General features: G+C 73.3%; 25 protein-coding genes. 4 read left to right on the top strand and 21 right to left on the bottom strand.

All coding sequences use genetic code 11. The annotated features are described in order from the left end of the window. Positions 1-59 precede the first annotated feature (59 nt). Positions 60-764 (top strand): DUF6891 domain-containing protein, encoded by a 705-nt coding sequence (locus tag V7S47_RS10970; RefSeq protein ID WP_336561591.1) that lies wholly within the window; start codon positions 60-62, stop codon positions 762-764. A 13-nt stretch (positions 765-777) separates the two neighbouring features. Here the strand turns inward: V7S47_RS10970 and V7S47_RS10965 are convergent, their stop codons facing one another. The 21 genes from V7S47_RS10965 to mraZ form a co-directional block, all read right to left on the bottom strand. Continuing rightward, on the bottom strand, positions 778-1,485 hold the full coding sequence (locus V7S47_RS10965; protein ID WP_336561590.1) for a GNAT family N-acetyltransferase: 708 nt from the start codon (positions 1,483-1,485) through the stop codon (positions 778-780). Continuing rightward, the gene (locus V7S47_RS10960) at positions 1,475-2,410 is read right to left on the bottom strand and encodes an RluA family pseudouridine synthase (protein WP_280139634.1); all 936 of its coding nucleotides are present in this window, start codon (positions 2,408-2,410) and stop codon (positions 1,475-1,477) included. Before V7S47_RS10960 ends, V7S47_RS10965 begins: the two co-directional genes overlap by 11 nt. Next, positions 2,407-2,967: a signal peptidase II gene (lspA, locus tag V7S47_RS10955; RefSeq protein WP_336561589.1), complete on the bottom strand. Its 561-nt coding sequence runs from the start codon at positions 2,965-2,967 to the stop codon at positions 2,407-2,409. Before lspA ends, V7S47_RS10960 begins: the two co-directional genes overlap by 4 nt. After that, positions 2,940-3,647, bottom strand: a complete 708-nt coding sequence (locus V7S47_RS10950; protein WP_336561588.1) for a TraR/DksA family transcriptional regulator — start codon at positions 3,645-3,647, stop codon at positions 2,940-2,942. Before V7S47_RS10950 ends, lspA begins: the two co-directional genes overlap by 28 nt. Before the next feature lie 166 nt (positions 3,648-3,813). Next, on the bottom strand, positions 3,814-4,572 hold the full coding sequence (locus V7S47_RS10945) for a DivIVA domain-containing protein (RefSeq protein WP_336561587.1): 759 nt from the start codon (positions 4,570-4,572) through the stop codon (positions 3,814-3,816). Positions 4,573-4,688: 116 nt separating this feature from the next. Then, a complete protein-coding gene (locus V7S47_RS10940) occupies positions 4,689-4,982 on the bottom strand; it encodes a YggT family protein (RefSeq protein ID WP_090854665.1) in 294 nt (97 codons plus the stop codon). Between the two features lie 42 nt (positions 4,983-5,024). Further along, positions 5,025-5,555, bottom strand: coding sequence for a cell division protein SepF (locus V7S47_RS10935; RefSeq protein ID WP_090854662.1), 531 nt, complete (start codon positions 5,553-5,555; stop codon positions 5,025-5,027). A gap of 61 nt (positions 5,556-5,616) precedes the next feature. Beyond that, positions 5,617-6,315 (bottom strand): YggS family pyridoxal phosphate-dependent enzyme, encoded by a 699-nt coding sequence (locus V7S47_RS10930; protein WP_336561586.1) that lies wholly within the window; start codon positions 6,313-6,315, stop codon positions 5,617-5,619. After that, positions 6,312-7,493 carry a cell division protein FtsZ gene (gene ftsZ, locus V7S47_RS10925; protein ID WP_090854655.1) on the bottom strand — a complete coding sequence of 394 codons (1,182 nt, stop codon included), beginning with the start codon at positions 7,491-7,493 and terminating at the stop codon, positions 6,312-6,314. Before ftsZ ends, V7S47_RS10930 begins: the two co-directional genes overlap by 4 nt. Before the next feature lie 129 nt (positions 7,494-7,622). Further along, a complete protein-coding gene (locus tag V7S47_RS10920; protein ID WP_336561585.1) occupies positions 7,623-8,384 on the bottom strand; it encodes a cell division protein FtsQ/DivIB in 762 nt (253 codons plus the stop codon). Next, on the bottom strand, positions 8,377-9,726 hold the full coding sequence (murC, locus tag V7S47_RS10915) for a UDP-N-acetylmuramate--L-alanine ligase (protein ID WP_336561584.1): 1,350 nt from the start codon (positions 9,724-9,726) through the stop codon (positions 8,377-8,379). The genes V7S47_RS10920 and murC overlap by 8 nt, the downstream gene beginning before the upstream one ends. Then, a complete protein-coding gene (locus tag V7S47_RS10910) occupies positions 9,723-10,808 on the bottom strand; it encodes a UDP-N-acetylglucosamine--N-acetylmuramyl-(pentapeptide) pyrophosphoryl-undecaprenol N-acetylglucosamine transferase (protein ID WP_336561583.1) in 1,086 nt (361 codons plus the stop codon). Before V7S47_RS10910 ends, murC begins: the two co-directional genes overlap by 4 nt. A gap of 13 nt (positions 10,809-10,821) precedes the next feature. Further along, positions 10,822-12,054 (bottom strand): putative lipid II flippase FtsW, encoded by a 1,233-nt coding sequence (ftsW, locus tag V7S47_RS10905; protein WP_090854644.1) that lies wholly within the window; start codon positions 12,052-12,054, stop codon positions 10,822-10,824. 40 nt (positions 12,055-12,094) lie between these two features. Then, positions 12,095-13,051 (bottom strand): hypothetical protein, encoded by a 957-nt coding sequence (locus V7S47_RS10900; protein WP_336561582.1) that lies wholly within the window; start codon positions 13,049-13,051, stop codon positions 12,095-12,097. Continuing rightward, positions 13,048-14,139 carry a phospho-N-acetylmuramoyl-pentapeptide-transferase gene (mraY, locus tag V7S47_RS10895; protein WP_090854638.1) on the bottom strand — a complete coding sequence of 364 codons (1,092 nt, stop codon included), beginning with the start codon at positions 14,137-14,139 and terminating at the stop codon, positions 13,048-13,050. Before mraY ends, V7S47_RS10900 begins: the two co-directional genes overlap by 4 nt. Beyond that, positions 14,136-15,641: a UDP-N-acetylmuramoyl-L-alanyl-D-glutamate--2,6-diaminopimelate ligase gene (locus tag V7S47_RS10890; RefSeq protein WP_442945345.1), complete on the bottom strand. Its 1,506-nt coding sequence runs from the start codon at positions 15,639-15,641 to the stop codon at positions 14,136-14,138. The genes mraY and V7S47_RS10890 overlap by 4 nt, the downstream gene beginning before the upstream one ends. A gap of 94 nt (positions 15,642-15,735) precedes the next feature. Continuing rightward, positions 15,736-17,532 (bottom strand): peptidoglycan D,D-transpeptidase FtsI family protein, encoded by a 1,797-nt coding sequence (locus V7S47_RS10885; RefSeq protein ID WP_336561580.1) that lies wholly within the window; start codon positions 17,530-17,532, stop codon positions 15,736-15,738. 17 nt (positions 17,533-17,549) lie between these two features. Beyond that, positions 17,550-18,104 carry a hypothetical protein gene (locus V7S47_RS10880; protein ID WP_336561579.1) on the bottom strand — a complete coding sequence of 185 codons (555 nt, stop codon included), beginning with the start codon at positions 18,102-18,104 and terminating at the stop codon, positions 17,550-17,552. A gap of 10 nt (positions 18,105-18,114) precedes the next feature. Beyond that, complete coding sequence (rsmH, locus tag V7S47_RS10875) at positions 18,115-19,080, bottom strand: 16S rRNA (cytosine(1402)-N(4))-methyltransferase RsmH (protein WP_336561578.1); 966 nt, start codon at positions 19,078-19,080, stop codon at positions 18,115-18,117. Between the two features lie 7 nt (positions 19,081-19,087). After that, on the bottom strand, positions 19,088-19,225 hold the full coding sequence (locus tag V7S47_RS10870; protein WP_170867000.1) for a hypothetical protein: 138 nt from the start codon (positions 19,223-19,225) through the stop codon (positions 19,088-19,090). A gap of 182 nt (positions 19,226-19,407) precedes the next feature. Further along, positions 19,408-19,833, bottom strand: coding sequence for a division/cell wall cluster transcriptional repressor MraZ (mraZ, locus tag V7S47_RS10865; protein WP_090854621.1), 426 nt, complete (start codon positions 19,831-19,833; stop codon positions 19,408-19,410). Positions 19,834-20,214: 381 nt separating this feature from the next. On the opposite strand from mraZ, the gene V7S47_RS10860 reads away from it, so the two are divergent. The 3 genes from V7S47_RS10860 to V7S47_RS10850 are packed head-to-tail and all read left to right on the top strand — an operon-like array spanning position 20,215 to position 24,857. Continuing rightward, a complete protein-coding gene (locus V7S47_RS10860) occupies positions 20,215-21,198 on the top strand; it encodes an AAA family ATPase (RefSeq protein WP_336561577.1) in 984 nt (327 codons plus the stop codon). A gap of 3 nt (positions 21,199-21,201) precedes the next feature. Beyond that, positions 21,202-22,461 (top strand): DUF58 domain-containing protein, encoded by a 1,260-nt coding sequence (locus V7S47_RS10855; RefSeq protein WP_336561576.1) that lies wholly within the window; start codon positions 21,202-21,204, stop codon positions 22,459-22,461. Continuing rightward, positions 22,458-24,857, top strand: coding sequence for a DUF3488 and transglutaminase-like domain-containing protein (locus V7S47_RS10850; protein WP_336561575.1), 2,400 nt, complete (start codon positions 22,458-22,460; stop codon positions 24,855-24,857). Before V7S47_RS10855 ends, V7S47_RS10850 begins: the two co-directional genes overlap by 4 nt. Positions 24,858-25,121: the final 264 nt, after the last annotated feature.

Below are 25,121 nucleotides of genomic sequence, written 5' to 3'. Positions count from 1 at the left end.
CTGACCTCGATGGTGGCACCCGGCACCGACAGTCCGAGGAGCGCCGTAGGCTGCGGGACATGGGGCTCTTCGATCGCTTCCGCCGCGGGGACCGGACTCCTCCTGCCGACCCGCCGCCGGCGGCCGGCGCGGCCCGGCAGGAGCTCACCGACTGGCTCCAGGGGCTGGCCGGACCCGGCTTCCTCGGTCACGACGACGTCGTGACGGCGGCGATCGACGCCGTGGAGGGCGACCCCGAGGGCTACCCCGGTCTCACCGCGGCCGAGGCCCGTCGGGTCGCCGACGAGGTGTGGTCCGCGGCCCTCGCCCGGCAGGAGTCGTGGTCCGACGAAGGCGACTACACCCCGCTGTCCGCAGCCTTCGCCGACCTGGCCGAGGCCGGGATCGTGACCCGGATGGACTTCACCTGCTGCCAGACCTGCGGGCACGCGGAGATCGCGGACGAGCGGCCCGACGAGGCCACCTGGGGTTACGCCTTCTTCCACCAGCAGGACTCCGAGGGCCTGGAGCCCGGCGGGTCGGACCTGTTCCTCGCGTTCGGCACCTTCCGACCGGTCGACGGGCTGGATCCCGATCTGGTGGGCCGGGCCCGCGACGGCGATCAGGACTCGCGTCAGGAGGTGGCCGAGCTCAGCGACGTGCGCGTCGCGACCCTCATCGCCGACACCCTGCGCCGTCACGGACTGCGCGTCGACTGGGACGGCACGGCCCGGACCCGGATCTGCGTCACCGGGCTCGACTGGCGCAAGCGACTGCCCGTCTGAGGGGCTGGTCGGGTCAGCCGCGCGAGGCGGCGTCCAGGCTCTCGGCGATGATGACGTCGACGATCCGGGCGGTCCGGTCGACCCCGAGCGCGGGCACCCGCCGGGCGATCGACTCGGCGATCTCCCGCTCGCGGTCGGGGTCGCGCGTCGTGTCGTGCTTGATGTCCTGCACCGCCGATGTGAGCGCCGCCCGTCGGGCGAGCAGGTCACCCAGTTGGGCGTCCACGTCGTCGATCTGGCTGCGGAGGAACCCGAGCGGGTCCTCCCCCGGCCAGGCCACGCGGACGTCCGGCGAGCGCTCCTCGTTGGCGGAGCCGTCGGTGCGCTCGAGCTCCACGAGGCCGTGCCGGGCGTAGAACGCACGGGCCGGCGCGTTCGTCTCGAACACCCAGAGGGAGAAGCCGCTGGGTCGGCGCGCCTTGACCAGGTCGAGCAGGGCGGTGCCGATCCCCCGGCCTGCCTGGGCGGGCACGACGTACAGGTCGTCGAGCCACGTCGGGGTCAGCCGGGCGTAGCCGACGACCGCGCCCTCGGCCTCGGCCAGCCAGACCTCGTCGATCGCCAGCCGCCCCGCGAGCCAGGCCCGCGTCTCGTGCTCCGGGTGCGCCCCGGGCGGCATCGCGCCGGCGCGCTCGGCGGCCCGCCGGGCCGCGAGGTGGACGTCCGCGAGCGCGGCGGCGTCGGCCTCGGTGGCCGGGCGCAGCAGCACCTCAGTGGGCATCTCGGATCACGGCGAGCGCGTGGGTCAGGTCCTCGGGGTACGTCGTCTCGTAGGTGACGTGCTCGCCGGTGTCGGGGTGCTCGAACCCGAGGCGTACGGCGTGCAGCCACTGGCGCTCCAACCCGACCCGCTTGGCCAGCGTCGGGTCGGCGCCGTAGGTGAGGTCGCCCACGCACGGGTGCTTCAGCGCGGCCATGTGCACGCGGATCTGGTGGGTGCGGCCGGTCTCGAGGTGGACCTCGAGCAGGCTGGCGAACCGGTGGGCCTCGAGCGTCTCGTAATGGGTGACGCTCGGGCGACCGTCGGCCATCACGGCGAACTTGTAGTCGGCCTTCGGGTGCCGCCCGATCGGGGCGTCGACCGTGCCTTCCAGCGGGTCGGGGTGACCCTGGACCAGCGCGTGGTAGGTCTTGTCGACGGTCCGCTCGCGGAAGGCGTTCTTGAGCAACGAGTAGGCGTGCTCCGACTTCGCGATCACCATCACGCCGGACGTGCCGACGTCGAGGCGCTGGACGATGCCCTGCCGCTCGGAGGCACCGCTGGTCGCGATCCGGAAGCCCGCCCCGGCGAGGTGACCGACGACCGTCGGGCCGCTCCAGCCCGGTGACGGGTGGACGGCGACGCCGACGGGCTTGTCGATGACCACGATGGAGTCGTCGTCGTGGACGATCCCGATCCCCTCGACCACCTCGGGGACCACCTCGAGCGGGTCGACGGACGCCGGGATCGTCACGTCGAGCAGTGCGCCGGGCAGGACCCGGTCGCTCTTGCCGACCGACTGGCCGTCGACCTGGACCTGACCCTGGGCGATCAGGTCGGCGGCGCGGGTCCGCGAGAGGCCGAACATCTGGGCCATCGCGGCGTCGACGCGCTCGCCCGCGAGCCCGTCGGGCACGGACAGCGTCCGGTGGTCGGCCTGGGTCACGCCTCGGTGTCCTCGTCGCTCGTGCGGGTCCCGTCGAGCCGGACCCCGCGGAAGGCCTGCACGAGGATCAGCCCGGCGGCCACGTTGATGCAGATGTCGGCGACGTTGAAGATGGGCCAGTTCGGCAGCATCAGGAAGTCGACGACGTGTCCGCGCAGCGGCCCGGGGTCGCGCAGCAGCCGGTCGGTGAGATTGCCGCACACGCCGGCCATCAAGAAGCCGAGGGCGACGGCCCAGACCGTGCTCCCGAGCCTGCGGCTGAACCACACCACGGCGACGGCCGCGGCGATCGCGACACAGCTCAGGACGACGGTGTACGACGTGCCGAGGCTGAACGCCGCGCCCGGGTTGTAGACCAGCCGCAGCTGCAGCAGGTCACCCACCACCGAGACGTCGGCGCGACCCTCGAGGTGCTTCTCGGCCTGCCACTTGGACAGCTGGTCGATGGCGTACAGAACTCCCGCGATCACCGCGAACAGGGTCCACCGACGCGGGGACCGGCGGGTGCCGGACGGGTTCTCGATGTCGCTCAGCGACGTTCCTCGCGCTGCTTGCATGTCATGCAGAGTGTCGCACGCGGGAAGGCCATGAGTCGCATCTTGCCGACGGCCTCGCCGCAGGACTCGCAGACGCCGTACGTGCCGTCGTCGATACGGGACAGGGCATGGTCGATCTGGGCCAGTTTCTCCCGCTCCATGGCCAGCACGGTCATCTCGTGGTCCCGCTCGAAGCTGGACGCCCCGACGTCGGCCTGATCCTGGCCCGCCCCGTCGCCTGAGTCGCGCATCAGGCCGGTGATCTCGGCCTCCTGCGAGCTGACGATCTCCGCGCTGTGGGCCCGCTGGTCGTGCAGCTCGGCCAGGACCTCGGCCAGCTCGGACTTGGTCCACGGCGCCTCACCGTCCTTGACCACCAGGGCGCTGACCGGAGCCCGCCGAGCGGCCTTCTTGGCGGGTGCGGCCTTCTTCGCCGGTGCGGCCTTCTTCGCCGGTGCGGCCTTCTTCGCCGGTGCGGCCTTCTTCGCCGGTGCGGCCTTCTTCGCTGGCGCGGCCTTCTTCGCTGGCGCGGCCTTCTTCGCCGGTGCGGCCTTCTTCGCCGGCGCCGCCTTCTTCGCCGGCTCCGCCTTCGTGACCGGTGCCTCGGCGTCGGGGGCCGCCTGGGTGGAGCGGCGCGAGATGACCTTGCGGGCGGCCGTGGCCGCCTGCCCGGCCAGCGACTTCCTGGGGGTGCGAGCCATCGACGGCCTCCATCCGGGGCGGGCACGTGGCCGGGGCCACAGGTGTCCAGGGACAGTAGCCGGTCCGGACCACCCCCTCAATGAGCCACACCGGAGGCGAGGGGTCCCGACATGCGGAACGGCCGGCCCCCGCGGGGGCCGGCCGTCCGGTGGAGCAGGGTGAGGCTCAGGCCTCGTCGTCGCCCAGGATCGAGCGGAGCCGCTTCGGAGCCGGGGGCTCGTCGTTCGGCGCCGCCGTCTCGCCGGAGCCGTTGAGCGACTCCAGCTGCTGCGCGAAGTAGCTCTTGAGCCGCGAGCGGTACTCGCGCTCGAAGGAGCGCAGGGTCTCGACCTCGCCGCTGAGCCGGTCGCGCTCGCGCTCCAGCTCGCCGAACATCTGCTGACGACGCTCGGCCGTCTCGGAGTCCAGCATCTGGGCGCGGGTGCGAGCGTCGGCCTCGAGGCGGTCGGCCTTGGTCTTGGCCTCGGTCTCGAGCCGCTCGGCGCGGGTCCGGGCGGAGCCGACGATCTCGTCGGCCTCGTTCTTGGCCTCCTCGACGAGCTCGTCCGCATTGCGCGTGGCGATCTCCAGGAGGCGGGCCGCAGCGTTGGACGCCTGCGGGACCGTCTCCACCCGGATCGTCTCGACCGGGCTGCCGGCGACCACGGGGGTCGGCGCGGGGGTCGGGACGGGCTCGGGCTCCGGCTCCGGGGTCCGCTCGACGACCGGCGCGGGCGGCGGGGTCGGCTCCGGAGCGGGGGGCACGGGAGCACCCGACTGCGCGGAGGCGAGCTTGGCGCGCAGGTCGTCGTTCTCCTTGGTCAACCGCGCAAGCTCGGCCTCGACCTCGTCGAGGAACTGGTCCACCTCGCCCATGTCGTAGCCCTCACGAAGCCGGACGGGAGTAAACCGCTTGTTACTCACGTCCTCAGGCGTCAGTGGCATGACCTCACCCATTCATTCGTCGAGAAGTAGAACTGTCCGTCGAACAATAGCGCCTGCTGTGGGACTGGTGTGACTCAGCGGCCCCAACCCGGACCAACGCCGGCACCCGCGCGGACTCAGACGCCGAAGATCGAGTGCACCAGGGCGATCAGCACGTAGGTGCAGATCATCACGATCAGGAAGCTGAGATCCAGCGAGACGCTGCCGAGGCGCAGCGGCGGGATGACCCGGCGCAGGGCCTTGATCGGCGGATCGGTCACGGAGTAGACCGCCTCCAGCACGACCAGGAGCGGGCCGCGCGGGCTCCAGGAGCGCGCGAAGACCTGCACCCAGTCGACGATGAACCGGATCCAGAGCATCCCGAAGAACACGTAGAGGATGATCAGAAGAACGTTGCCGACGGCTGTCACCTGAGAACTGCGCTCCTGCGTTGAGGGAGACCGACCCGAGGGTCAGCTCTGGTTGAAGAAGTCGCCCTCGACGATCCGCCGCTTGTCCTCGGCGGTGACGGACACGTTGGGCGGGGAGAGGAGGAAGACCTTGTTGGTCACCCTCTCAATCGTCCCGCGCGTGGCGAAAACGAGGCCTGCGGCGAAATCGACCAGCCGCTTCGCGTCCGAGTCGTCCATCTCGGTGAGGTTCATGATGACCGGGACGCCGTCGCGGAAGTGCTCGCCGACCGTGCGCGCCTCGTTGTAGGTGCTCGGGTGCAGCGTGACGATCCGGGAGAGCTCGGCGACCGAGCCGACGGGCGCCACGGTGGGGCGCCGGCGCTCGGCCAGGTCGGCGACGGGCGCGGGGCGACCTTCCCGGACCTCACGGACCTCGCGGGTCTTGGGGGCACGGGCGGGACGGGCCGCGACGGCCTGCGTCTCCTGGGTGTAGTCCTCATCGCCGTCGTAGGCGTCGTACTCGTCGTCGTACCGGCCGGTGTCCTCGACCAGGCCGAGGTACTCCCCGATCCTGCGCATCGCGCCGCTCATGACTGTCGCCCTCCGGTACTCCGCGTCCCGTGGGCGGGACGCACTGCTGGTGCTTCGGACACTACTGGACCTGCGGCCTCGAACCGAGGACCGCGGAGCCGACGCGCACGTGTGTCGCGCCGGCCTGGATCGCCTGCTCGAGATCCCCGCTCATGCCCGCGGAGAGCCAGTCCGCGGAGGGGTGGTCGTCGAGCAGGTCGCGCCGAACGTCGGCGAGCCGCCCGAACGCCGCTGCGGGGTCCTCCCCCAGCGGCGCGACGACCATCAGACCGCGCAACCGGAGCCCCCCGGCCGCCTCGACCGACCGGGCCAGCCCCGGCAGGTCCGCCGGGTCCGCGCCCGCCCGGCCCTCGCGGTCCGGCGGGTCCAGGCTGACCTGGAGCAGCACGTCGAGCGGCCGACCGGCACGGTCGGCACCGGTGCCGAGCGGCCCGAGGAGCTTGGGCCGGTCGACCGACTCCACGATCTGGGAGTACGACGCCACCGCGGCGGCCTTGTTGCTCTGCAGCCCGCCGATGAAGTGACGCACCAGCGGGAGGTCGGCCGTCTCCTCCGCCTTGGCCGCCGCCTCCTGGTGCCGGTTCTCCCCGACGTGGGTCACGCCCAGGTCGGCGAGGATCCGCACGTCGGAGGCCGGGAAGTACTTGGTGACCACCACCAGCGTCACCTCGTCCCGGTCGCGCCCGGCCGCCGCGCACGCCGCCTCGATCCTTCCCCGGACCGATGCGAGCCCCGCGGCGACCTCGTCGTGGCGGCTCACTTCAGGAAGTCGGGCACGTCCAGGTCGTCGTCGTCGAATTGGACCTGGCGCGGGGCCGGACGCGGCGCGGCCGGCGGGGTGGACGGGGCGGGACGGCTCGCCTCCGCAGGACGGGACTGCGGGGCCGCCGGAGCGGCCGCGGCAACGGTCGCCCGCTCGCGGGTCTCCTCCTGGGTCTGCTGCGGCTTCGGCTCGCGGCGCAGCACGGTGCCCTCGTCGCGCTTCTTCGGCGTGCCGCCGTCGAAGCCGGCGGCGATCACGGTCACCCGGACCTCGTCGCCGAGTGCGTCGTCGATGGTCGCGCCGAAGATGATGTTGGCCTCGGGGTGGACGGCCTGAGCCACCAGCGCAGCCGCCTCGTTGATCTCGAACAGGCCGAGGTCGGAGCCGCCCGCGATCGAGAGCAGGACGCCGTGGGCGCCGTCGATGCTGGCCTCCAGCAGTGGGCTGGACACCGCCATCTCGGCGGCAGCGACCGAGCGGTCCTCGCCCCGGGCGGAGCCGATGCCCATCAGCGCGGAGCCGGCGTTCGCCATGACGGACTTCACGTCGGCGAAGTCGAGGTTGATCAGGCCCGGGGTGGTGATCAGGTCGGTGATGCCGGAGACACCCTGCAGCAGCACCTGGTCGGCCTGCTTGAAGGCGTCGAGCACCGAGACGTTGCGGTCGCTGATCGACAGCAGCCGGTCGTTGGGGATGACGATGAGGGTGTCGACCTCCTCGCGCAGCTGCGCGATGCCCTCCTCGGCGGAGTTGGCGCGGCGCCGACCCTCGAAGGCGAACGGGCGGGTGACGACGCCGATGGTCAGCGCGCCGAGCGAGCGGGCGATCCGGGCGACCACGGGGGCGCCACCGGTGCCGGTGCCACCGCCCTCGCCTGCGGTCACGAACACCATGTCGGCGCCCTTGATGACCTCCTCGATCTCGTCGGCGTGGTCCTCGGCCGCGCGGGCACCCACGTCGGGGTTCGCGCCGGCGCCGAGGCCGCGAGTGAGCTCGCGACCGATGTCGAGCTTGACGTCGGCGTCGCTCATCAGCAGCGCCTGGGCGTCGGTGTTGATCGCGATGAACTCGACACCCTTGAGGCCGACCTCGATCATCCGGTTGACGGCGTTCACGCCACCGCCACCGATGCCCACGACCTTGATGATGGCCAGGTAGTTCTGTGCTGCTGCCACGGTGGCTGCCTTTCGGATCGGGGTGTGTCGGGTCAACTCTGACCCTCAGCCTGAGGGTTATAGTTATGTCAACCTCGCGGTGATCACGACAGTAGGCAGCGCCGGGCCCCCGATGGCGCCGACACGCCGTCAGGAGGTCGGCGGCTTCTCCGACGTGGTGGGTCGCGAGGGCACGCTGACGTCGTACGTCGCGGCGTCCTGCGCGAGCAGCTTCGCCAGCACCTCGGCCTTCAGGTCCGACTCGTCGGCGCTCCCCCACACGACCTGCCGGTCGTCGCGGAGCACCAGACGGATCCCGTCGACGGAGTCGACGTCCAGGCGCAGGACGTCGGCGGCCAGCCCGGCCGGGAGCGACCCGACCACCGTCGCCGCCTCGCGGAGCGTCTCGCTGTCGGCGCCCGACCCGGCCTTCACGAGCGGGAGGGAGTCCGGCACCGAGCGGTAGCGGCGGAACAGCACGCCGTCCTCGTCCATGCCCCGGACCTGGCCGCCGAGCTCGACGACGGCCACCGGCACCCGCTCAACCACCTCGACGCGGACCTGGTCCGGCCACTGACGGGTGACGTCGGCCGAGCGGATCGGCGCGAGCGCCTCGACCCGGGCCCGGATCGCGTTCAGGTCGACGGTCGCGAGCGGATCGCCCTCGGGGACGCGCGCGGCGTCACGCACCACACCGGCCGAGACCGTGCGGGTCCCGGACACCTCGACCCCCTGCACGGAGAGCCAGGCGGAGAAGTAGACGGCGTACACGGTGCCGCCGACCAGGCCGAGCAGCAGCACGATCGCCGCGACGTAGCGCCAGGCGAGCCAGCGGCGCCGCCACTGCCGGCGGACGAACCGTCGCCGGGTGCGCTCCGCGGTGTCGTCCCGGTCGTCGGCCGGCTCAGCCACCGGCTTCCTCGAGCAGCGCGAGGACCTGCGGACCGGTGTGCGTCACGTCGCCGGCGCCGAGGGTGAGCACCAGGTCGCCGGGCCGGGCCCGGGCGACCAGCTCCCGGGCCGCCTCGTCGATGCCGGCCACGTGCACGACCCGCTCCCGCGGGAGGGGTACGGCGTCCGCGACCAGCGCGCCGGTCACGTCGGGGTCGGGGTCCTCGCGGGCCAGGTAGACGTCGAGCACGACGACCTCGTCGGCCGCGCCGAGCGCCGTGCCCATGGCGGTGCCGAAGATGCGCGTGCGTGAGACCAGGTGGGGCTGGAAGGCGACGACCAGGCGCCCCTCGCCGGCCAGCACCCGGGCGGCCTGCAGGTCGCCCGCGATCTCGACCGGGTGATGGGCGTAGCTGTCGTAGACGCGCACGCCGCCGACCTCGCCCTTGCGCTCCATCCGCCGCTTGGTGCCGGTGTACGACGCCAGCCCGCGGACCAGGTCGTCCTCGTCGAGCCCGAGCGTGCGCCCGACCGCGAGGGCGGCGAGCGCATCGGCGAGGTAGTGCTCCCCCGGCGACCAGAGCGCGACGCCGGCCAGGGCGCCGGGCTCGCGCGCGGAGACCCGGACCACCCGGCGACCGGCGGCCTCGTGACGGTCGGCGAGCCGGGCCGCGCCCGGGTCGTCGACCACGCACACGAGGAACCCCTCGGGGTCGAGGGTGTCGGCGAACTCGTCGAAGGCCGCGGCGTACGCCTCCGGGGTGCCCCACTGGTCGAGGTGGTCGGCGTCGACGTTGGTGACGATCGCGGCGTACGGCGCGTAGTGGAGGAAGGCCCCGTCGCTCTCGTCGGCCTCGGCCACGAAGAGCTCGCCGCTGCCCTCGGCGGCGTTGACGCCGGTGGCCGACAGCTCGCCGCCGATGGCGTACGTCGGGTCCGCGCCGGCCGCCTGCAGGGCGACCGTCAGCAGCGAGGTGGTGGTGGTCTTGCCGTGGGTGCCGGCCACCGCGAGCACCCGCCGCCCGGCCATCACGGCTGCGAGCGCGGTCGAGCGCGGAAGCACCCGCAGCCCACGACGCAGCGCCTCGACGTACTCGGGGTTGTCCTCCCGCACCGCCGTGGAGACCACGAGCGTGTCGGCGTCGCCGACCTGCGCGGCGTCGTGGCCGACGTGCACGCGGGCCCCGGCCGCGCGCAGGGCGTCGAGGGTCGGCGAGTCGGCGCCGTCGCTGCCGCTGACCGTGAGGCCGCGGGCGAGCATGATCCGGGCGATGCCCGACAGGCCGGCGCCGCCGATGCCGACGAAGTGCACCCGGCCCAGCCGGTCGGCGGGCAGCACCTCCGCGGGGACGGGGACCCTCATGCGGCGCCCGCCTCGAGCACCAGGCGGGCCAGCTTCTCGTCGGCGTCGAGCGGGATCAGGCCGGCGGCCGCAGCGCCCATGGCGCCCAGTCGGTCGGCGTCGCCGAGCAGGCCGGGGACGTGAGCGCGGACCCAGTCGGGCGTGAGGTCGGCGTCGGCCACCAGGAGGCCGCCGCCGGCGTCGACGACGGGCCGGGCGTTGAGGGCCTGCTCGCCGTTGCCGATCGGCAGCGGCACGTAGACCGCCGGCAGCCCGAGCCCGGAGACCTCGAAGACGGTGTTGGAGCCGGCCCGGCAGACCACCGCGTCGGCGGCGGCGTAGGCGAGGTCCATCCGGTCGACGAAGTCGACGACGACGTACGGCGGGCCCGCCACGCCGGGCGTGGTCGCGGGCTCGGCCCCGCCGTGCTTGCCCTGGACGTGCAGCACCTGGATGCCGGCGGCGGCCAGGTCGGCGGCCGCTCCGGAGACCGACCGGTTGAGACTGCGCGCACCCTGGGAGCCGCCGGTGACCAGCAGCACCGGACCGTCGGCGTCGAGCCCGAAGTGGGCGCGGCCCTCGGCCCGCAGGGCGGCCCGGTCGAGGGTGGAGATCATCCGGCGGACCGGCAGGCCGACGTACCGGCCGTGGCGCAGCTCGGTGCCCGGGAAGCTGGTCGCGACGTGGGTGGTGAACCGGGCGCCCAGCTTGTTGGCGATGCCGGGGACGGTGTTGCCCTCGTGGACCACCAGCGGCAGCCCGCGCTTGCGCGCCGCGAGGTAGGCGGGCACCGAGACGAAGCCGCCGAAGCCGACGACCACGTCGGGCCGGACCCGGTCGACGACCTCCAGGGCGGCCGCGCGGGCGGCCCGGAGCCGGCCCGGCACCCGGAGCAGGTCGGCGCCCGGGCGGCGCGGCAGCGGCACCCGGGGCACGAACTCGAGGGGGTAGCCGGCCGCGGGCACGACGTGGGCCTCCAGGCCCTCGCGGGTGCCGAGGCAGGTGATCTCGACGGTGGGGTCGAGCCGGCGCAGGGCGTCGGCGGTGGCGAGCAGGGGCGAGGTGTGGCCGGCGGAGCCGCCGCCGGCGAGTAGGACGCGCATATCGACCCCGACCCTACGGAAGCCGGCCCGCGGACAGCCCGGCGGAGCGGGCCTTCCGGCGCTGGGCCAGGGCGCGCGCGGCCTCGGGCTCGCGGCGGGCGAAGCCGATGACCAGCCCCAGCGCGACGAGCGAGGGCAGCAGCGCGGAGCCGCCGTAGGAGATGAGGGGCAGCGGGATGCCGATGACCGGCAGCAGCGCGAGGACCATGCCGACGTTGATGATCATCTGGCCGAGCAGCCAGATGACGATGCCGAACGTGGCGTAGCGGACGAACGGGTCGGCGGTCTCGCGGGCGACCCGCAGCGCGGCGTAGGCGATGGTGAGGAAGAGCAGCACCACCAGCAGGGTGCCGACCAGGCCGAGCTCCTCGCCGAGCACCGCGAAGATGTAGTCGGTGTGCGCCTCGGGCAGGGTGCCCCACTTCTGGCGGCTGGCGCCGATGCCCTCGCCGAAGACGCCACCCGACGACAGCGCGTAGAGCCCGTGGGCCGGCTGCCAGCCGGTGTCGTTGAAGTCGCGGAACGGGTCGAGGAAGCCGGTGATCCGGCCCAGCCGCTCCGCGTCGGTCGTCGCCAGCGCGAGGACCACCGTGGCCATGGCCATCAGGCAGATGGTGAAGAAGCGTCGCGGAGCCCCGACCACGAACAGCATCCCGACCAGGATCGCGACCAGGACGAGCGCCGTGCCGAGGTCGCGGCCGACCACGACCAGGCCGGTCGCCATCAGCATGCCGGGCACCACCGGGACGATGACCTGGTGGAGGCTGTCGAGGCGACGCTCCTTGTTGGCGTAGATGTGGGCCGCCCAGATCACCAGCGAGAGCTTGGCGATCTCGGAGGGCTGGATCTCCACGGGGCCGACGGCGAGCCAGTTCTGGTTGCCGTTGCGCTCCACGCCGAAGGCCGCGGTCAGGATCAGCAGCACCAGCGACACCGAGAAGGCCGGGTAGGTCAGCTGCCGCACCCATCGGTGCGGCAATCGGCTGGCGATCCACGCGCAGGGCACGCCGATCACCACCCACACCAGCTGGCGCTTGACGATGGCGTAGGAGTCGCCGGTCCGGCCGAAGGAGTAGACGCTCGAGGAGCTCAGCACCATGATCAGGCCGATGGTGAGCAGCAGGGCCGAGGCCCCGAGCAGCAGGTAGTACGTCGTCAGCGGGCGGTCGAGCGCCTCCCGGACCGTCGCGAGCGAGCGCAGCCGGGGTCGCCGGAAGCTCTGGCCGGGGCCCTCGATCACGGTCACCGGACCATCTTCACCGGCGTCCGCCCGGAAGCCCCGGACCTCAGGCGCGTGTCGTGAAAGCCCGCAGCCCGTCCCGGACCGCGACCTGGTCGACACCGTGCGCACGGGCCAGCGCCGCGGCCACCAGGGCGTCCTGGACCACCTCCGGGGTCAGGTCCGGCAGGTCCTCCACCGAGCACAGCTCGGCGGCGCTCGACCCACGGTCCGCGATGAACGCCCGGTCGACCAGCAGGTCCTCCACCACGCCGAGCATCCCCACGCCCGGGACGCCGAGGGTGATCCCGATCGCCCGGGCGCCCTCGACCACGTCGGCCTCGCGGACCAGGTCCTCGGTCGCCGGGTCGGCGAGCTGGTAGACGCAGGCCTGCTCGACCTGCTCGTAGACCCGGCCCAGGCCCGGCTCGGCGCCCACGTCGAGCACCGCGGCGGAGGCAGCGGCCATCGCCCCGCTGCCCCGCAGCTGGGCGGCGGTGAGTCCGATGGCGAGGGCGTCGTACGGCTCGGGGTCCATGACCGCCTCGACCAGGGGCAGGCCGCCCGCCCCCGCCGGGACGGTACGACGGCCAGCGGCCCGCAGCACCGCCGCGAGCATCAGGACGGCGCGGCCCGGGTCGCGGGCCCCCGTCACGCAGAGCCAGGGGGTGCCGGGGTCGCGCAGCCGCCAGGCCAGCTCGACCTCGCCCCAGACAGGCAGGCCGCGCTCGCGGGCGGCGGCCAGCAACGGCGAGTCCTCCCACCCCGGGGAGGCGACGACCAGGTCGACGTCGTCGGGCAGGGTGGCCGTGGCGCCGGCGCCGAGCCGGATGGTGGCGCCGAGCACCTCCAGGAGCTCGGCCTCCTCCTCGCGGCCCGCCGCGGACTCGTCGAGGGCGGTCACGCCCGCACCCAGGTGGGTCAGGTTGTCGGCGGCCGCGAAGCCGGCGGAGCCGAAGCCCGCGACGACCGCACGGACGCCCTCCCAGGAGTCGTGCCGACCGAGGGCGTCCGGGCCGCTCACGTGCCTGCGACCCACTCGGCGTAGAAGATGCCGAGGCCGGCGGCGACGCAGAGGCCGGTGATGATCCAGAAGCGGATCACGACGGTGATCTGCTCCCAGCCGAGCATCTCGAAGTGGTGGTGGATCGGCGTCATCCGGAAGACCCGCCGCCCGGTGCCGGTCAGCCGTCGGGTGACCTTGAAGGTGGTCACCTGGAGCATCACGGAGACCGTCTCGACGACGAACAGGCCGCCGACGATCACCAGCAGCAGCTCGGTGCGGGTGAGGATCGCCAGGCCGGCGAGTGCGCCGCCGAGGGCCAGCGAGCCGGTGTCTCCCATGAAGATCTGGGCCGGCGCGGCGTTCCACCACAGGAAGCCGAAGCAGGCGCCGGTGATCGCGGCCGCGATGATCGCCAGGTCGAGCGGGTCGCGCACCTCGTAGCACTTGCCGTAGGTGATGTCCTGCTGGCCGCACCACTGGTTGTTCTGCCAGATGTTGACCAGGGTGTAGGCGCCGAAGACCATCACGCTCGCGCCCGTGGCCAGCCCGTCGAGGCCGTCGGTCAGGTTGACCGCGTTGCTGGTCGCGGTGACCACCAGCCAGATCAGGGCCAGCACCACCACGGTCGGCAGGGCCCAGCTCTCGAAGTCGCGGATGAACGAGATGTGGTTCGAGGCGGGGGTCTGGCCGCGGTCGTCCTCGAGGTGGTCGGAGAGGGCGAGGTAGCCGAAGACCAGTGCGATGAGCGTCTGGCCGACCATCTTGGCCTTGCTCCGCAGGCCCAGGCTGCGCTGCTTGTAGATCTTGATGAAGTCGTCGAGGAAGCCGACCAGGCCCATGCCGACGAAGAGGAACAGCAGCAGCATCGCCGACGCCGTCGGCATCGTGCCGGAGACGAGCTTCGCGGCGACGTACCCGAGCAGCGTGGCGAGGATGATGACGACGCCGCCCATGGTCGGCGTGCCGCGCTTGGTGTGGTGGGTCGTGGGCCCGTCGTCGCGGATCTCCTGGCCGTAGCCCCACCGGGTGAACTGCCGGATGGCCAGACGGGTGCCGAGCAGCGAGATCAGCAGGGCCAGTCCCCCACCGACCAGGATCGCTCTCATCGGTCACTCACTTTCGTCTCGGGGGTCGCGGGCGCTGTCGAGCGCGACCCGCCATTCTTGCTCATCCGGGCCAGCTCCTCGCGCACCACCACGCGGTCGTCGAAGGGATGCACGACACCCGCGACCTCCTGGCCGGTCTCGTGGCCCTTGCCGGCCACCAGCACGATGTCGCCCGGGCGGGCCCGGCGCAGCGCCTCCGCCACGGCGGTACGACGGTCGCCGACCTCGACGACCTCGGCGGTGGCGTCGTGGGTGCCGGCCAGCATCGCGGCCCGGATCGCGGCCGGGTCCTCGGTGCGCGGGTTGTCGTCGGTGACGACCAGGACGTCGGCCAGCCGGCCGGCGATCCCGGCCATGATCGGGCGCTTGCCCGGGTCACGGTCGCCGCCGGCGCCGAGCACCACGATCACCTGCCCGGCCGTCAGCGGGCGCAGGGTGCGGATCGCCGCCTCGACGGCGTCCGGCTTGTGGGCGTAGTCGACGACGACCTCGAAGTCCTGGCCCGCGTCGACCCGCTCGAGCCGGCCGGGGACGCCGGACAGACCGGCGATGCCGGCCGCGACGGCGCCGGCCTCGAGCCCGGCCTCCCCCGCCGCCGCGATCGCCGCGAGCGCGTTGGCGACGTTGAACCCGCCGGCGAGCGGCACCCCGGCGGCGATCCGTCGGCCCCCGGGATCGAGCACGACGAAGTCCGAGCCGCTGGGGTGGGCGCTCACCTCGGCGGCGCGCCAGCCGGCGGCCGCGCCCTGCGCCGAGAAGGTCGCCACGGCCAGCGCGGTCTCCCCCGCGAGCCGGCGGCCGTGCTCGTCGTCGGCGTTCACCACGGCCCGCCGGGCGCGCTCAGGAGTGAACAGCGACGCCTTGGCGGCGTAGTAGTCCTCGACCGTCTCGTGGAAGTCGAGGTGGTCGCGGCCCAGGTTGAGGAACACCGCGACGTCGAAGACCACGCCGTCGACCCGGCCCAGCACCAGCGCGTGGCTGGAGACCTCCATCAGGCAGACCTCGACCCCGCGCTCGACCATCAGCGCGAAGAGCGCGTGCAGGTCGGGCGCCTCGGGGGTGGTCAACGCCGTCTTGACGTCCTCGCCCGCGACCCGGGTGCCGAGCGTGCCGATGACGCCGACGGTGACCCCGGCGGCGGCCAGCCCGCCCTCGGCGAGCCGGGTGGTGGTGGTCTTGCCCTGAGTGCCGGTCACCCCGACCATCCGCAGCCGCTCCGTGGGGTTGCCGTAGACCTCGGCGCTGAGCCGGCCCAGGACCCGGCGCGGCTCGTCGACGACCAGGACCGGCACGCCGCTCGGGGCGCGCTCCGCTCCGGCCGGGTCGGTCAGCAGCGCGACCGCGCCGGACGCGATCGCCTGCTCGGCGAAGTCGATCCCGTGGGCCCGGGCCCCCGGCAGCGCGGCGTACAGGTCGCCGGGGCGGACCCGCTGCGAGCTCAGGCTCACCCCCGTCACGACCGCCCCGGCCTCCGGGGCGGGTACGCCGAGGAAGGCGGCCAGGTCGGTCGTCGAGGTGCGGGGCGGGTGCTGGGGGCGCGGGAGGAGGGGGTCGGTCATGACCGGGCGAGGGTATCCGGCCACGACGGACGACCGCTCACCACTCGACCGGCAGCTTCGACGGCTCGGTGCCGGTCGGCGCCACGCCGTACCGCCGCAGGGCGTAGCCCATGATCTTGGAGAACGCCGGGCCGCCGACCGAGCCGCCGCCGCTGCCCTTGGCCGGGTCCTGGACCACGACGTAGACGGTGAACCGGGGGTCGTCGGCCGGGGCGAAGCCGCCGAAGGAGACGGTGGTGCTGCCGTCGTAGCAGCCGCACTCCTCGGCCACCCGCTGCGCGGTGCCGGTCTTGCCGGCCACCCGGTAGCCGGGCACGGCCGCCCCGGGCGCGACGCCGTCCTCGGGGTCGAGGACCCGCTCCATCATCCGCGCCGTCTGCTCGGCCGCCCTCTCGCTGACGACCCGCTCCTTCTTCGCGGTGTCGGTGCCGACGACGGTGCCGTCGGCCATGCTCGCCGAGCCCTTGATGATGTTGGGGTCCACGCGGACGCCGCCGTTGGCGATCGTGTTGACCGCCGCGGCCATCTGCACCGCGTTCACGGAGATCGACTGGCCGAAGCTGATCCGGTCCTCGGCCTGGCTGGTCCAGGCGCCGGGGCTCGGGAGGATGCCCGGCGTCTCGCCGAGCACGCCGATCCCGGTCTTCGCGCCCAGGCCGAACCGCTCCAGGTAGGCCCGCAGCTCGCCGTCCTGGAACTGATCGGTGGCCAGCACGGTGCCGATGTTGGAGGACTTCGCGAGCACCCCGGCCAGGGTCAGCCGGATGGTGCCGTGGTCGAACCAGTCGCCGATCGGCCGGTCCTGGCGGTCCAGGCTGCCGGGCACGGTCAGCCGCAGTCGCGGGGAGACCCGCCCGGTGTCGAGCAGGGCGCTCAGCGAGAGCACCTTCTGCACCGAGCCGGGCTCGTAGGGGTCGCTCAGCGCCCGCGAGATCCGGTTCGACTTCGGGGACTCGGCCGGCTTGTTGGCGTTGAAGGTCGGGTAGTCCGCGACCGTCAGCAGCTCGCCCGTGCGGGAGTCCATGACGATCGCGTAGCCCGACGAGCCGCCGGAGGACTTCACGGTCTGGCGCAGGACCCGCTGGGTGTACCACTGCAGGTCGCGGTCAATGGTCGTGGTGATGTCCTGGCCGTCCACGGCAGGCACGGTGGTGCTCTCCCCGAGGGGGATCTTGCTCCCCGCGCCCCGCTGGTACGACGCCGTCCCGTCCTTGCCGGAGAGCACCTGGTTGAAGGCCAGCTCCATGCCGGCCAGCGGCCGGTCGCGCCCGGCCGCGTCGGGGGTGCCGACGAAGCCGATCAGGTTGGCGGCGACGTCGTCGTTCGGGTAGGTGCGGACCGGGTCGCGCTCGGTGCGGAGCCCGTCGTACCCCTCCTCCTCGGCGGCCTCGACGACCGCGGTGGCCTGGGCGGCCGGGACCTGCCGGGCGATGTACTCGAAGCGACTGCCCTTCTCCCGTTGGCCGCGCAGCCGCGGGAGGATCGTGAAGTAGTCGACGTCGAGGCGGTTGGCCAGGAACTTGGCCAGCGCCGGGGCGTCCGCGGCCGTCAGCGTCGGGTCGGCGACCACCATCGCGCCGTCGACCGAGTCGGCGAGCGGCTCGCCGTTGCGGTCGAGGATCTCGCCGCGCTCGGCCGGCAGGTCGACGGTCTTCAGACCCTCGGCGGCCGCCATCGCGGCGTACCCGTTCGGGTCGAGGCCCTGCAGCTGGACCAGGCGCGCGCCGAAGGCGGAGAGCACCATGGCGATCAGGACGAACCCGATCCGCAGGCGCAGCTGCGGGGACCCGCGCAGGTTCCCACGCCTGGTCGCCGGCTGGCGGTCTCGGCTCACGGTGCTCCCTCGCGCCATCAGCGGGCGTCGTCGTTCTTCGGCTGGTTCTTCTTATCCCCGGCGGCGGGCTGGTTGGCGGAGGGCTCGCCGCGGACCGTCACGACGTTCGGCGGCGGGTCGAGCAGCGGAGGGACCTTCACGTCCTCCGTGTTCACCGGAAGCCTGTTGTCGCCGGTGGTCGTGCACGGCTTGCCGGTGACCTCGCCGGTGACGGTGTCGAGGAAGCCGGTGCAGTCGGGCAGCACCATGCCCTCGCGCTGGGCGCGCTCGCCCAGGGTCTGCGGGTCGCGCTCCTTCTCCAGCTCGGCGGTCAGCTGCTCCTCCCGGGCGGCCAGGCTGGTGGCCCGCTCCTGGTAGGTGCTGATCGTGAACGACGTCTGCTGCATCGAGGTGTTGAACATCAGCAGCCCGACCACGCCCATCAGCAGGATGGCGCTGACGAACAGCACGAACGGCACGCGCGGCGCACGGACGGCGCGGGTGCGGGGGACGACGGTCAGGCGAGCCCGCTCGACGGCGGCGCCGGCGATGCGGGGGACGCGGGACCGCAGCGAGGCGGCGGGCTGGCTCATGCTGCACTGCTCATCTGGTGGCTCCCGGGGAAGAGGGACGGACTCGTTCGACGGCCCGCAGCCGCACGGACGCGGCTCGGGGGTTCTGCGCTGTCTCGGTGGCGTCGGCCTTCTCGGCGCCGCGGGTGACCAGCCGGAGCGCCGGCTCGCTGCCCTCAGGCACGAACGGCAGGTCGGGCGGGACCTCGGAGCGGGTCACGGCGGTGAACGCCTGCTTGACCAGCCGGTCCTCGAGCGAGTGGTAGGACTCCACGACCACCCGGCCGCCGACGCCGATCGCGGCGATCGCGGCAGGCATCGCGCGGCGGAGCACGGCCAGCTCGTCGTTGACCTCCATCCGCAGCGCCTGGAAGGTCCGCTTCGCCGGGTGTCCCCCGGTACGACGGGCCGGGGCCGGGATCTCGTCGTAGAGCAGCTCGACCAGGCGGGCCGATGTCGTGAACGGCGTCCGCTCGCGCTCGCGGACGACCGCGCCGGCGATCTTGCGGGCGAACTTCTCCTCGCCGTAGTCGCGCAGCACCCGGGTCAGCTCGGCGGCCGAGTAGGTGTTGAGAACGTCGGCGGCGGTCGGGCCGGTGCGGCCCATGCGCATGTCGAGCGGCGCGTCCTCGGCGTACGCGAATCCGCGCTCGCGGACGTCGAGCTGCATGGAGGAGACGCCGAGATCGAAGAGGACGGCGTCCACGGTCCTCAGGCCCTGGTCGGCGACGACGTCGGCGATCTCGTCGTACACGGCGAGGACACCGGTGAACCGGTCGCCGTACGGCGCCAGCCGGGCACCGGCCAGCTCGAGCGCCGCGGGGTCGCGGTCGACCCCGATGACGCGCGCGGTCGGCACCCGCTCGAGGACGGCCTCGCTGTGGCCGCCGAGGCCGAGCGTGCAGTCGACCAGCACGGCGCCGTCGCGCTCGAGCGCGGGCGCCAGCAGGGCGACGACCCGGTCCAGGAGGACGGGGACGTGGAGGGGGGAGGCCATGTCCGGGTCAGCGCCCGAGGTGGGTGAGCAGGACGACGGTGAGGGCGGCGCCCACGGACACGACGGCGGAGAACGTCATGAGGACGACGGCGTCGCGCGCCTGGTGGCGCACCCGCCGTCCGTCTTCCACTGGTGTGCTGCTCATCTCGACCCCGTCCGGTGAACTACTGGTGAAGCTGTCCCGAAACGGATCCGCAGGGCCAGGTCCCTGCCCGCTCTCCCGGGGAAGTCGCCGTCTGGAACCGGGGAAGTGATCCCAGCTGGCGGTGAGAGAGCGGGCACGAGACCTGGCCCTGCGCGTCCGTTGTGCTGCTGTGTGTGGTGGAGCTAGGTGGTGCTGGGCTCCTCGTCGAGCTCGGCGAACTTCTGCTGGGCTCCGGTGGAGAACTCCCGCCAGCGGGCGGGGTCCCAGATCTCGATCCGGTCCATGACGCCGATCACGACCACGTCCTTGTCGAGGCCGGCGTACTCCCGCAGGTTCGCGGGGATGCCGATCCGGCCCTGCTTGTCGAGCGCGCCCTCGTCGGCGCCCGCGAAGAGGACCCGCGCGTACTCACGCGCGCTCCGCACGGTCATCGGCGTGGCCCGAGCCCGGGTGGCCTCCTCCATGAAGACGTCCGTGGGCCACACGACCAGGCAGTTCTCCTGACCCTGCGTCACCACGAGCCCCTCTCCGAGTCGGTCCCTGAACTTCGCGGGAAGGAAGAGGCGGCCCTTGTCATCGAGCTTCGGCGTGAACGTGCCCAGGAACACCCGGCACCTCCATGTCGATTCCCTCTTCCCCCACTTCGCTCCACATTACCCCACATCGCCCCACCGTCAACCACATCGAGCGTGTCTGCGCGTCTGTTTCCGGGCCGTTCGGGCGATCTACCCGGCCGGCCCCGCTCCCCCGCACCCGCGCGTCTGCCCAGGTCAGAGGGGTACGACGGCCCTCCGCGGGCCGGTGGTGGGGCGCGGTGGGGGAAACCGACGCCGAGGTGGGGCGTGGGTGGAGGACGGGTGGGGCAACCGAACCGACCCCTCGCGAGTCGTAGGAACGTCAGGTGTGGACGGACCGCACCGCGTAAGTTGCGCGCACGCCCTACGGTTGAGGGACCGAGGTGGGGACGGACGGGGAAGGATCGATCGAGCGTGAGCACGCCGACTGCAGCAGGAGCCGACCTGGAGACGCTGGCCCACGTGGTCGGGCGGATCCGGGGCAACATCGAGTCCGTCATCGAGGGCAAGCCCGACGTGGTGAGCTCAGCACTCGTGGTGCTGCTCGCCGAGGGGCACCTCCTCATCGAGGACGTGCCGGGTGTCGGCAAGACGATGCTCAGCAAGGCACTGGCCCGGAGCATCGACTCGACGGTCCGCCGGATCCAGTTCACGCCGGACCTGCTGCCCTCCGACGTCACCGGCGTGTCGGTGTTCAACCAGGACACCCGGCAGTTCGAGTTCCGCCCCGGGGGCGTCTTCGCCAACATCGTGGTCGGCGACGAGATCAACCGGGCCTCCCCCAAGACGCAGTCCGCGCTCCTGGAGTGCATGGAGGAGCGTCAGGTCACGGTCGACAACGCGACGTACACGCTCGAGACGCCGTTCATGGTCATCGCGACCCAGAACCCGGTCGAGATGGAGGGCACGTACGCGCTGCCCGAGGCCCAGCGCGACCGGTTCATGTGCCGGGTCTCGGTCGGCTACCCGGTCGAGGCCGCCGAGATCGCGATGATCGCGAGCCACACCTCCGCGAACCCGCTCGACGACCTGGAGCCGGTGACCGACGCCGCCGAGATCCGCAAGCTCACCGCCATCGTCGGCCAGGTGCACGTGTCCGAGGCCGTGCAGCGGTACGTCGTCGCGCTGGCCGCGGCCACCCGTCGTACCGACGAGCTGACCCTGGGCGCGTCGCCGCGGGCGACGCTGCACCTCGTGCGCGCGGCCAAGGCGTACGCCGCCATGCACGGACGCGACTTCGTGCTCCCCGACGACGTGCGCGGCCTGGCCCGCCCGGTGCTCGCGCACCGGCTGCTGCCCAGCGTCGAGGCCGCGATGAGCGGGCGGTCCACGGGCACGATCCTCGACGGGCTGGTCGCCGGCGTACCCGTCCCGGACGCGCGGCCGAGCCAGGTCTAGCCGGTGCGCGAGGCACTCGCCGGGCTCACCGTCCGCGGCCGGGCCTTCCTGGCCGCCGGCACCACCGCGGTCGTCTGCGCCGTCGTCCTCGGGCAGCCGGCGCTGACCCGGGTGGGGGTGCTGGTGCTCGCCCTCCCCCTCGTCACCGCCGTCGTCCTCGGACGCAGCCGCTACCGGCTGGCCCTGGTGCGGACCGTGAGCCCGCAGCTGGTCGCGGCCGGGCAGCCGGCCCGGGTCAACCTGACCCTCACCAACGAGGGGCGCACCCCCAGCGGGGTGCTGCTGCTCGAGGACCACGTGCCGTACGTCCTCGGCACCCGGCCCCGGTTCGTGCTGGAGGGCATCGGCCACGGCTGGCGGCGGCACGTCACCTACCAGGTCCGCTCCGACGTCCGGGGCCGCTTCGAGATCGGCCCGATGACGGTGCGGGTCGGCGACCCGTTCGGCTTCGTCGAGCTGGGCCGCGCGTTCCGCACCACCGTGCCGCTGACCGTCACGCCGCGCACGGTCCCGCTGCCGACGATCCCCCTGGGCGGCGCCTGGACCGGGTCCGGCGACAATCGGCCCCGCGCGTTCGCGACCGGGTCCGCCGAGGATGTCACCGTGCGGGAGTACCGCCGCGGCGACGACCTGCGCCGCGTGCACTGGCGCAGCTCGGCCCGGATGGGCGAGCTCATGGTGCGCCGCGAGGAGCAGCCCTGGCAGTCGCGGGCGACGCTCTTCCTCGACAACCGGCTGCGCGCCCACCGTGGTCAGGGCATCGCCTCCTCGTTGGAGGCCGCCGTCTCCGCAGCCGCCTCGATCGCCCTGCACCTCAGCCAGCGCGGCTTCACGGTCCGCCTGGTCACCGCCACCGGCGAGGAGCGCGGCTCCGCCTGGCACCTGCGCGACGCCGACCTCAACGGTGCGGCCCTGCTGGAGGCGCTCGCCGTCGTCGAGGCGGTGCAGGCACCCCAGCTCGACACCGGCTGGCTCACCGAGCAGTCCCACGGCGGTCTGACCGTCGCCGTCCTGGGCGCGGTCGAGGGCTTCGACATGCCGGTGCTGCGTCGGATGCAGCACCACACCGGCTCCGCGCTCGCCGTCGCCCTCGACGTGGAGGCGTGGACCTCGCCGGCCGCGAGCACCGGCGGTGCCACCCCGGTCCTGGCCCAGCAGGGCTGGCGGGCGGTGCCGCTCGGTCCGCGCGACCGGCTGGAGACGGCCTGGCAGGAGCTCGCCCGGCGCAGCACGCGGGCCCCCGACCGAGCGGGCAGCCGATGAGCCGCGCTCCCCGCACCGCCTCCGCCCTGACCGCGTCGCTGCTCACCGCCGCGGTGGCGGCTGCGACCACCTGGGTCGCGATGCTCTCGTGGCGCGGCTTCGCCGAGGACTCGGCCGGCTACCTCCGGCCACTGCTCCTGCTTGCCGCCGTGGTCGCCGCCAGCGGTGCCCTGGGCCGCTGGTACCGGGTGCCCGGCGCCCTCCTCTTCCCCCTCCAGGTCCTGCTCTCCGCGGCGGCGGCCTGCTGGATCCTCGTCGGGTCGCCCGTGCCGCTCGGCCCGTCGTACGCCGAGCTGATCGACGTCTTCTCCGACGCCGGAGCGAGCGCCAACCAGTACGCCCCGCCGGTCCCGCAGCGCGTCCCGCCGATCGACCCGCTGCTGATCGCGGGCGGGCTGGCCTGCCTGCTCCTGGTCGACCTGATCGCGGGCACCCTGCGCCGGGTGCCGCTGGCCGGGCTGCCGCTGCTCGCGGTCTTCACCGTTCCGGTGAGCATGCTCGACGCCGGCCTGTCGTGGTGGATCTTCGCCCTGTGCGCCGCCGGGTTCCTCGCCCTGCTCTTCCTGCACGAGAACGAGCAGATCGCCCGCTGGGGCCGCCCGCTCGGCACCGACCCGACCGTCACCGACCCGAGCACGTTCACCGTGCGCACCGGGGCCGCTCGCGCGAGCGCCGGCGCCATCGGCGGGGTCGCGACCGCCCTGGCCATCGTGGTGCCGCTCGCCATCCCCACCCTCGACCTGCACCTGTTCGACTTCGGTCCCGGCTCCGGGGGCGACGACGAGATCACCCTCGAGAACCCGATGACCGACCTGCGCCGCGATCTCAAGCGCGACGTCGACCTGGACCTGCTCCGGGTGACGACCGACGACCCGACGCCGTCGTACCTGCGGATCTCGGTGCTGAACCGGTTCAGCGACGAGGAGTGGACGTCGGGCGACCGGTCCATCCCGACCGACCAGCTGCCCGACGGCGCGATGCCCCCGCTGCTCGGGGTCGACGACACCGTGCCGCGCGTCGAGCACGACTACTCCATCTCCGTCGGCTCCGCGTTCCGGTCCAGCTGGCTGCCCACCCAGGCCCCGATCAGTGCGATCACGGCCGAGGGCGACTGGCGCTACGACGACGCGACGATGGACTTCATCGCCGGCGACGAGGACCTCGACACCGCGGGGCTGAGCTACGACCTGACGTCGGTCGACCTCGAGCTCGACGCCGCGGACATGGCCGCCGCCCCGCCCTCCGCGGGCCTGGTCGGCTCCGAGTTCACCAGCGTGCCGGACGACCTCACCCCGATGGCCCGCGACCTGGCGCTGGCCGTCACCGAGAACGCCACCTCCCCCTTCGAGCGGGCCGTCGCCCTGCAGCAGTGGTTCCGCGACGGCGGCGGCTTCACGTACTCCCTCGACGTCGACCTCGGCAACGGCGCCGACGACCTCGAGGCGTTCCTCACCGATCGGGTCGGCTACTGCGAGCAGTTCGCCTCCGCGATGGCCGTCATGGCGCGTGAGATCGGCATCCCCGCCCGGGTGGCGGTCGGGTTCCTCAGCCCCGAGCGGGTGAGCCGCTCGACCTACCAGTACAGCTCGTTCGACCTGCACGCCTGGCCCGAGATCTTCATCCCCGGCTCCGGGTGGGTGGCCTTCGAGCCCACCCCGGCCGGCCGGGCCAGCGGCGTCCCGTCGTACACCGACATCGAGGTCGGCGACACGGCCCCGATCCCCACGCCCAGCGCCACTGCCTCGAACCCCGACGACCGGCCCAGCCGTGGCCCGTCGGAGAGCGCCAGCCCCACCGCGGCAGCGGACCCCCGCACCTCGAGCGGTGACGACGCCGGCGGCGGGTTCCCGTGGCTGCCCGTGGGCGGCGGCGTCGTCGGCGCCCTGCTCCTCGCCGGACTCCTCACCCTTCCCCGGACCCTCCGTCGCGCCCGGCGCACCCGGCGCCTCGACGGGGACCCGGAGACCGTGTGGGCCGAGCTGCGGGACAGCGCCGTCGACCTCGGCGTGCCGTGGCCGGCGCAGCGATCGCCGCGCGAGACCCGCGAGCACCTGGCCGGCTTCCTCGGTGACCCCGACGACGAGGGACCCGCCGCGGAGCGCCCGGCGCATGGCCGGCACGTGGCCCCCGGCCCGGCCAGCTCCCTAGACCGGATCGTGATCGCGCTCGAGCGGTCGCGCTACGCCCGCGGCGGGACGGGCGAGGCCGGCCTCCTGCATGAGGACCTCGAGGCGAGCATCGCCGGCCTGCGGGCCGGCGCCACCCCGCGGGCGGTACGACGCGCCGACTGGTGGCCGCGGTCGCTCCTCGGCTCCCCTGCCGCCGACTCGCGGCGGCCCGGAGCCTCCCGGCCGGCCGAGTCGGTGCACGGCGGGGTCGTCGACCACGCGGGCTGATGGTCCCCCCGCTTGCGCCGAGTCGGCACGAGTTGAGGGCCGAGTCGGCAGGAGTTGAGGGCCGAGTCGGCAGGAGTTGAGGGCCGAGTCGGCAGGAGTTGAGAACCGAGTCGGCACGAGTTGAGAACCGAGTTGGCACGAGTTGAGAACCGAGTCGGCACGAGTTGAGAACCGAGTCGGCACGAGTTGAGAACCGAGTCGGCACGAGTTGAGAACCGAGTCGGCGGTGGCGCTTCGTCAGCGAGTCGCCGGATGGGCTGCTGG

This window comes from Nocardioides sp. CCNWLW216 (genome assembly GCF_037120545.1).
Taxonomy (GTDB): Bacteria; Actinomycetota; Actinomycetes; order Propionibacteriales; family Nocardioidaceae; genus Nocardioides; species Nocardioides lianchengensis.
This window is presented reverse-complemented; position numbering and strand designations above follow the sequence as displayed.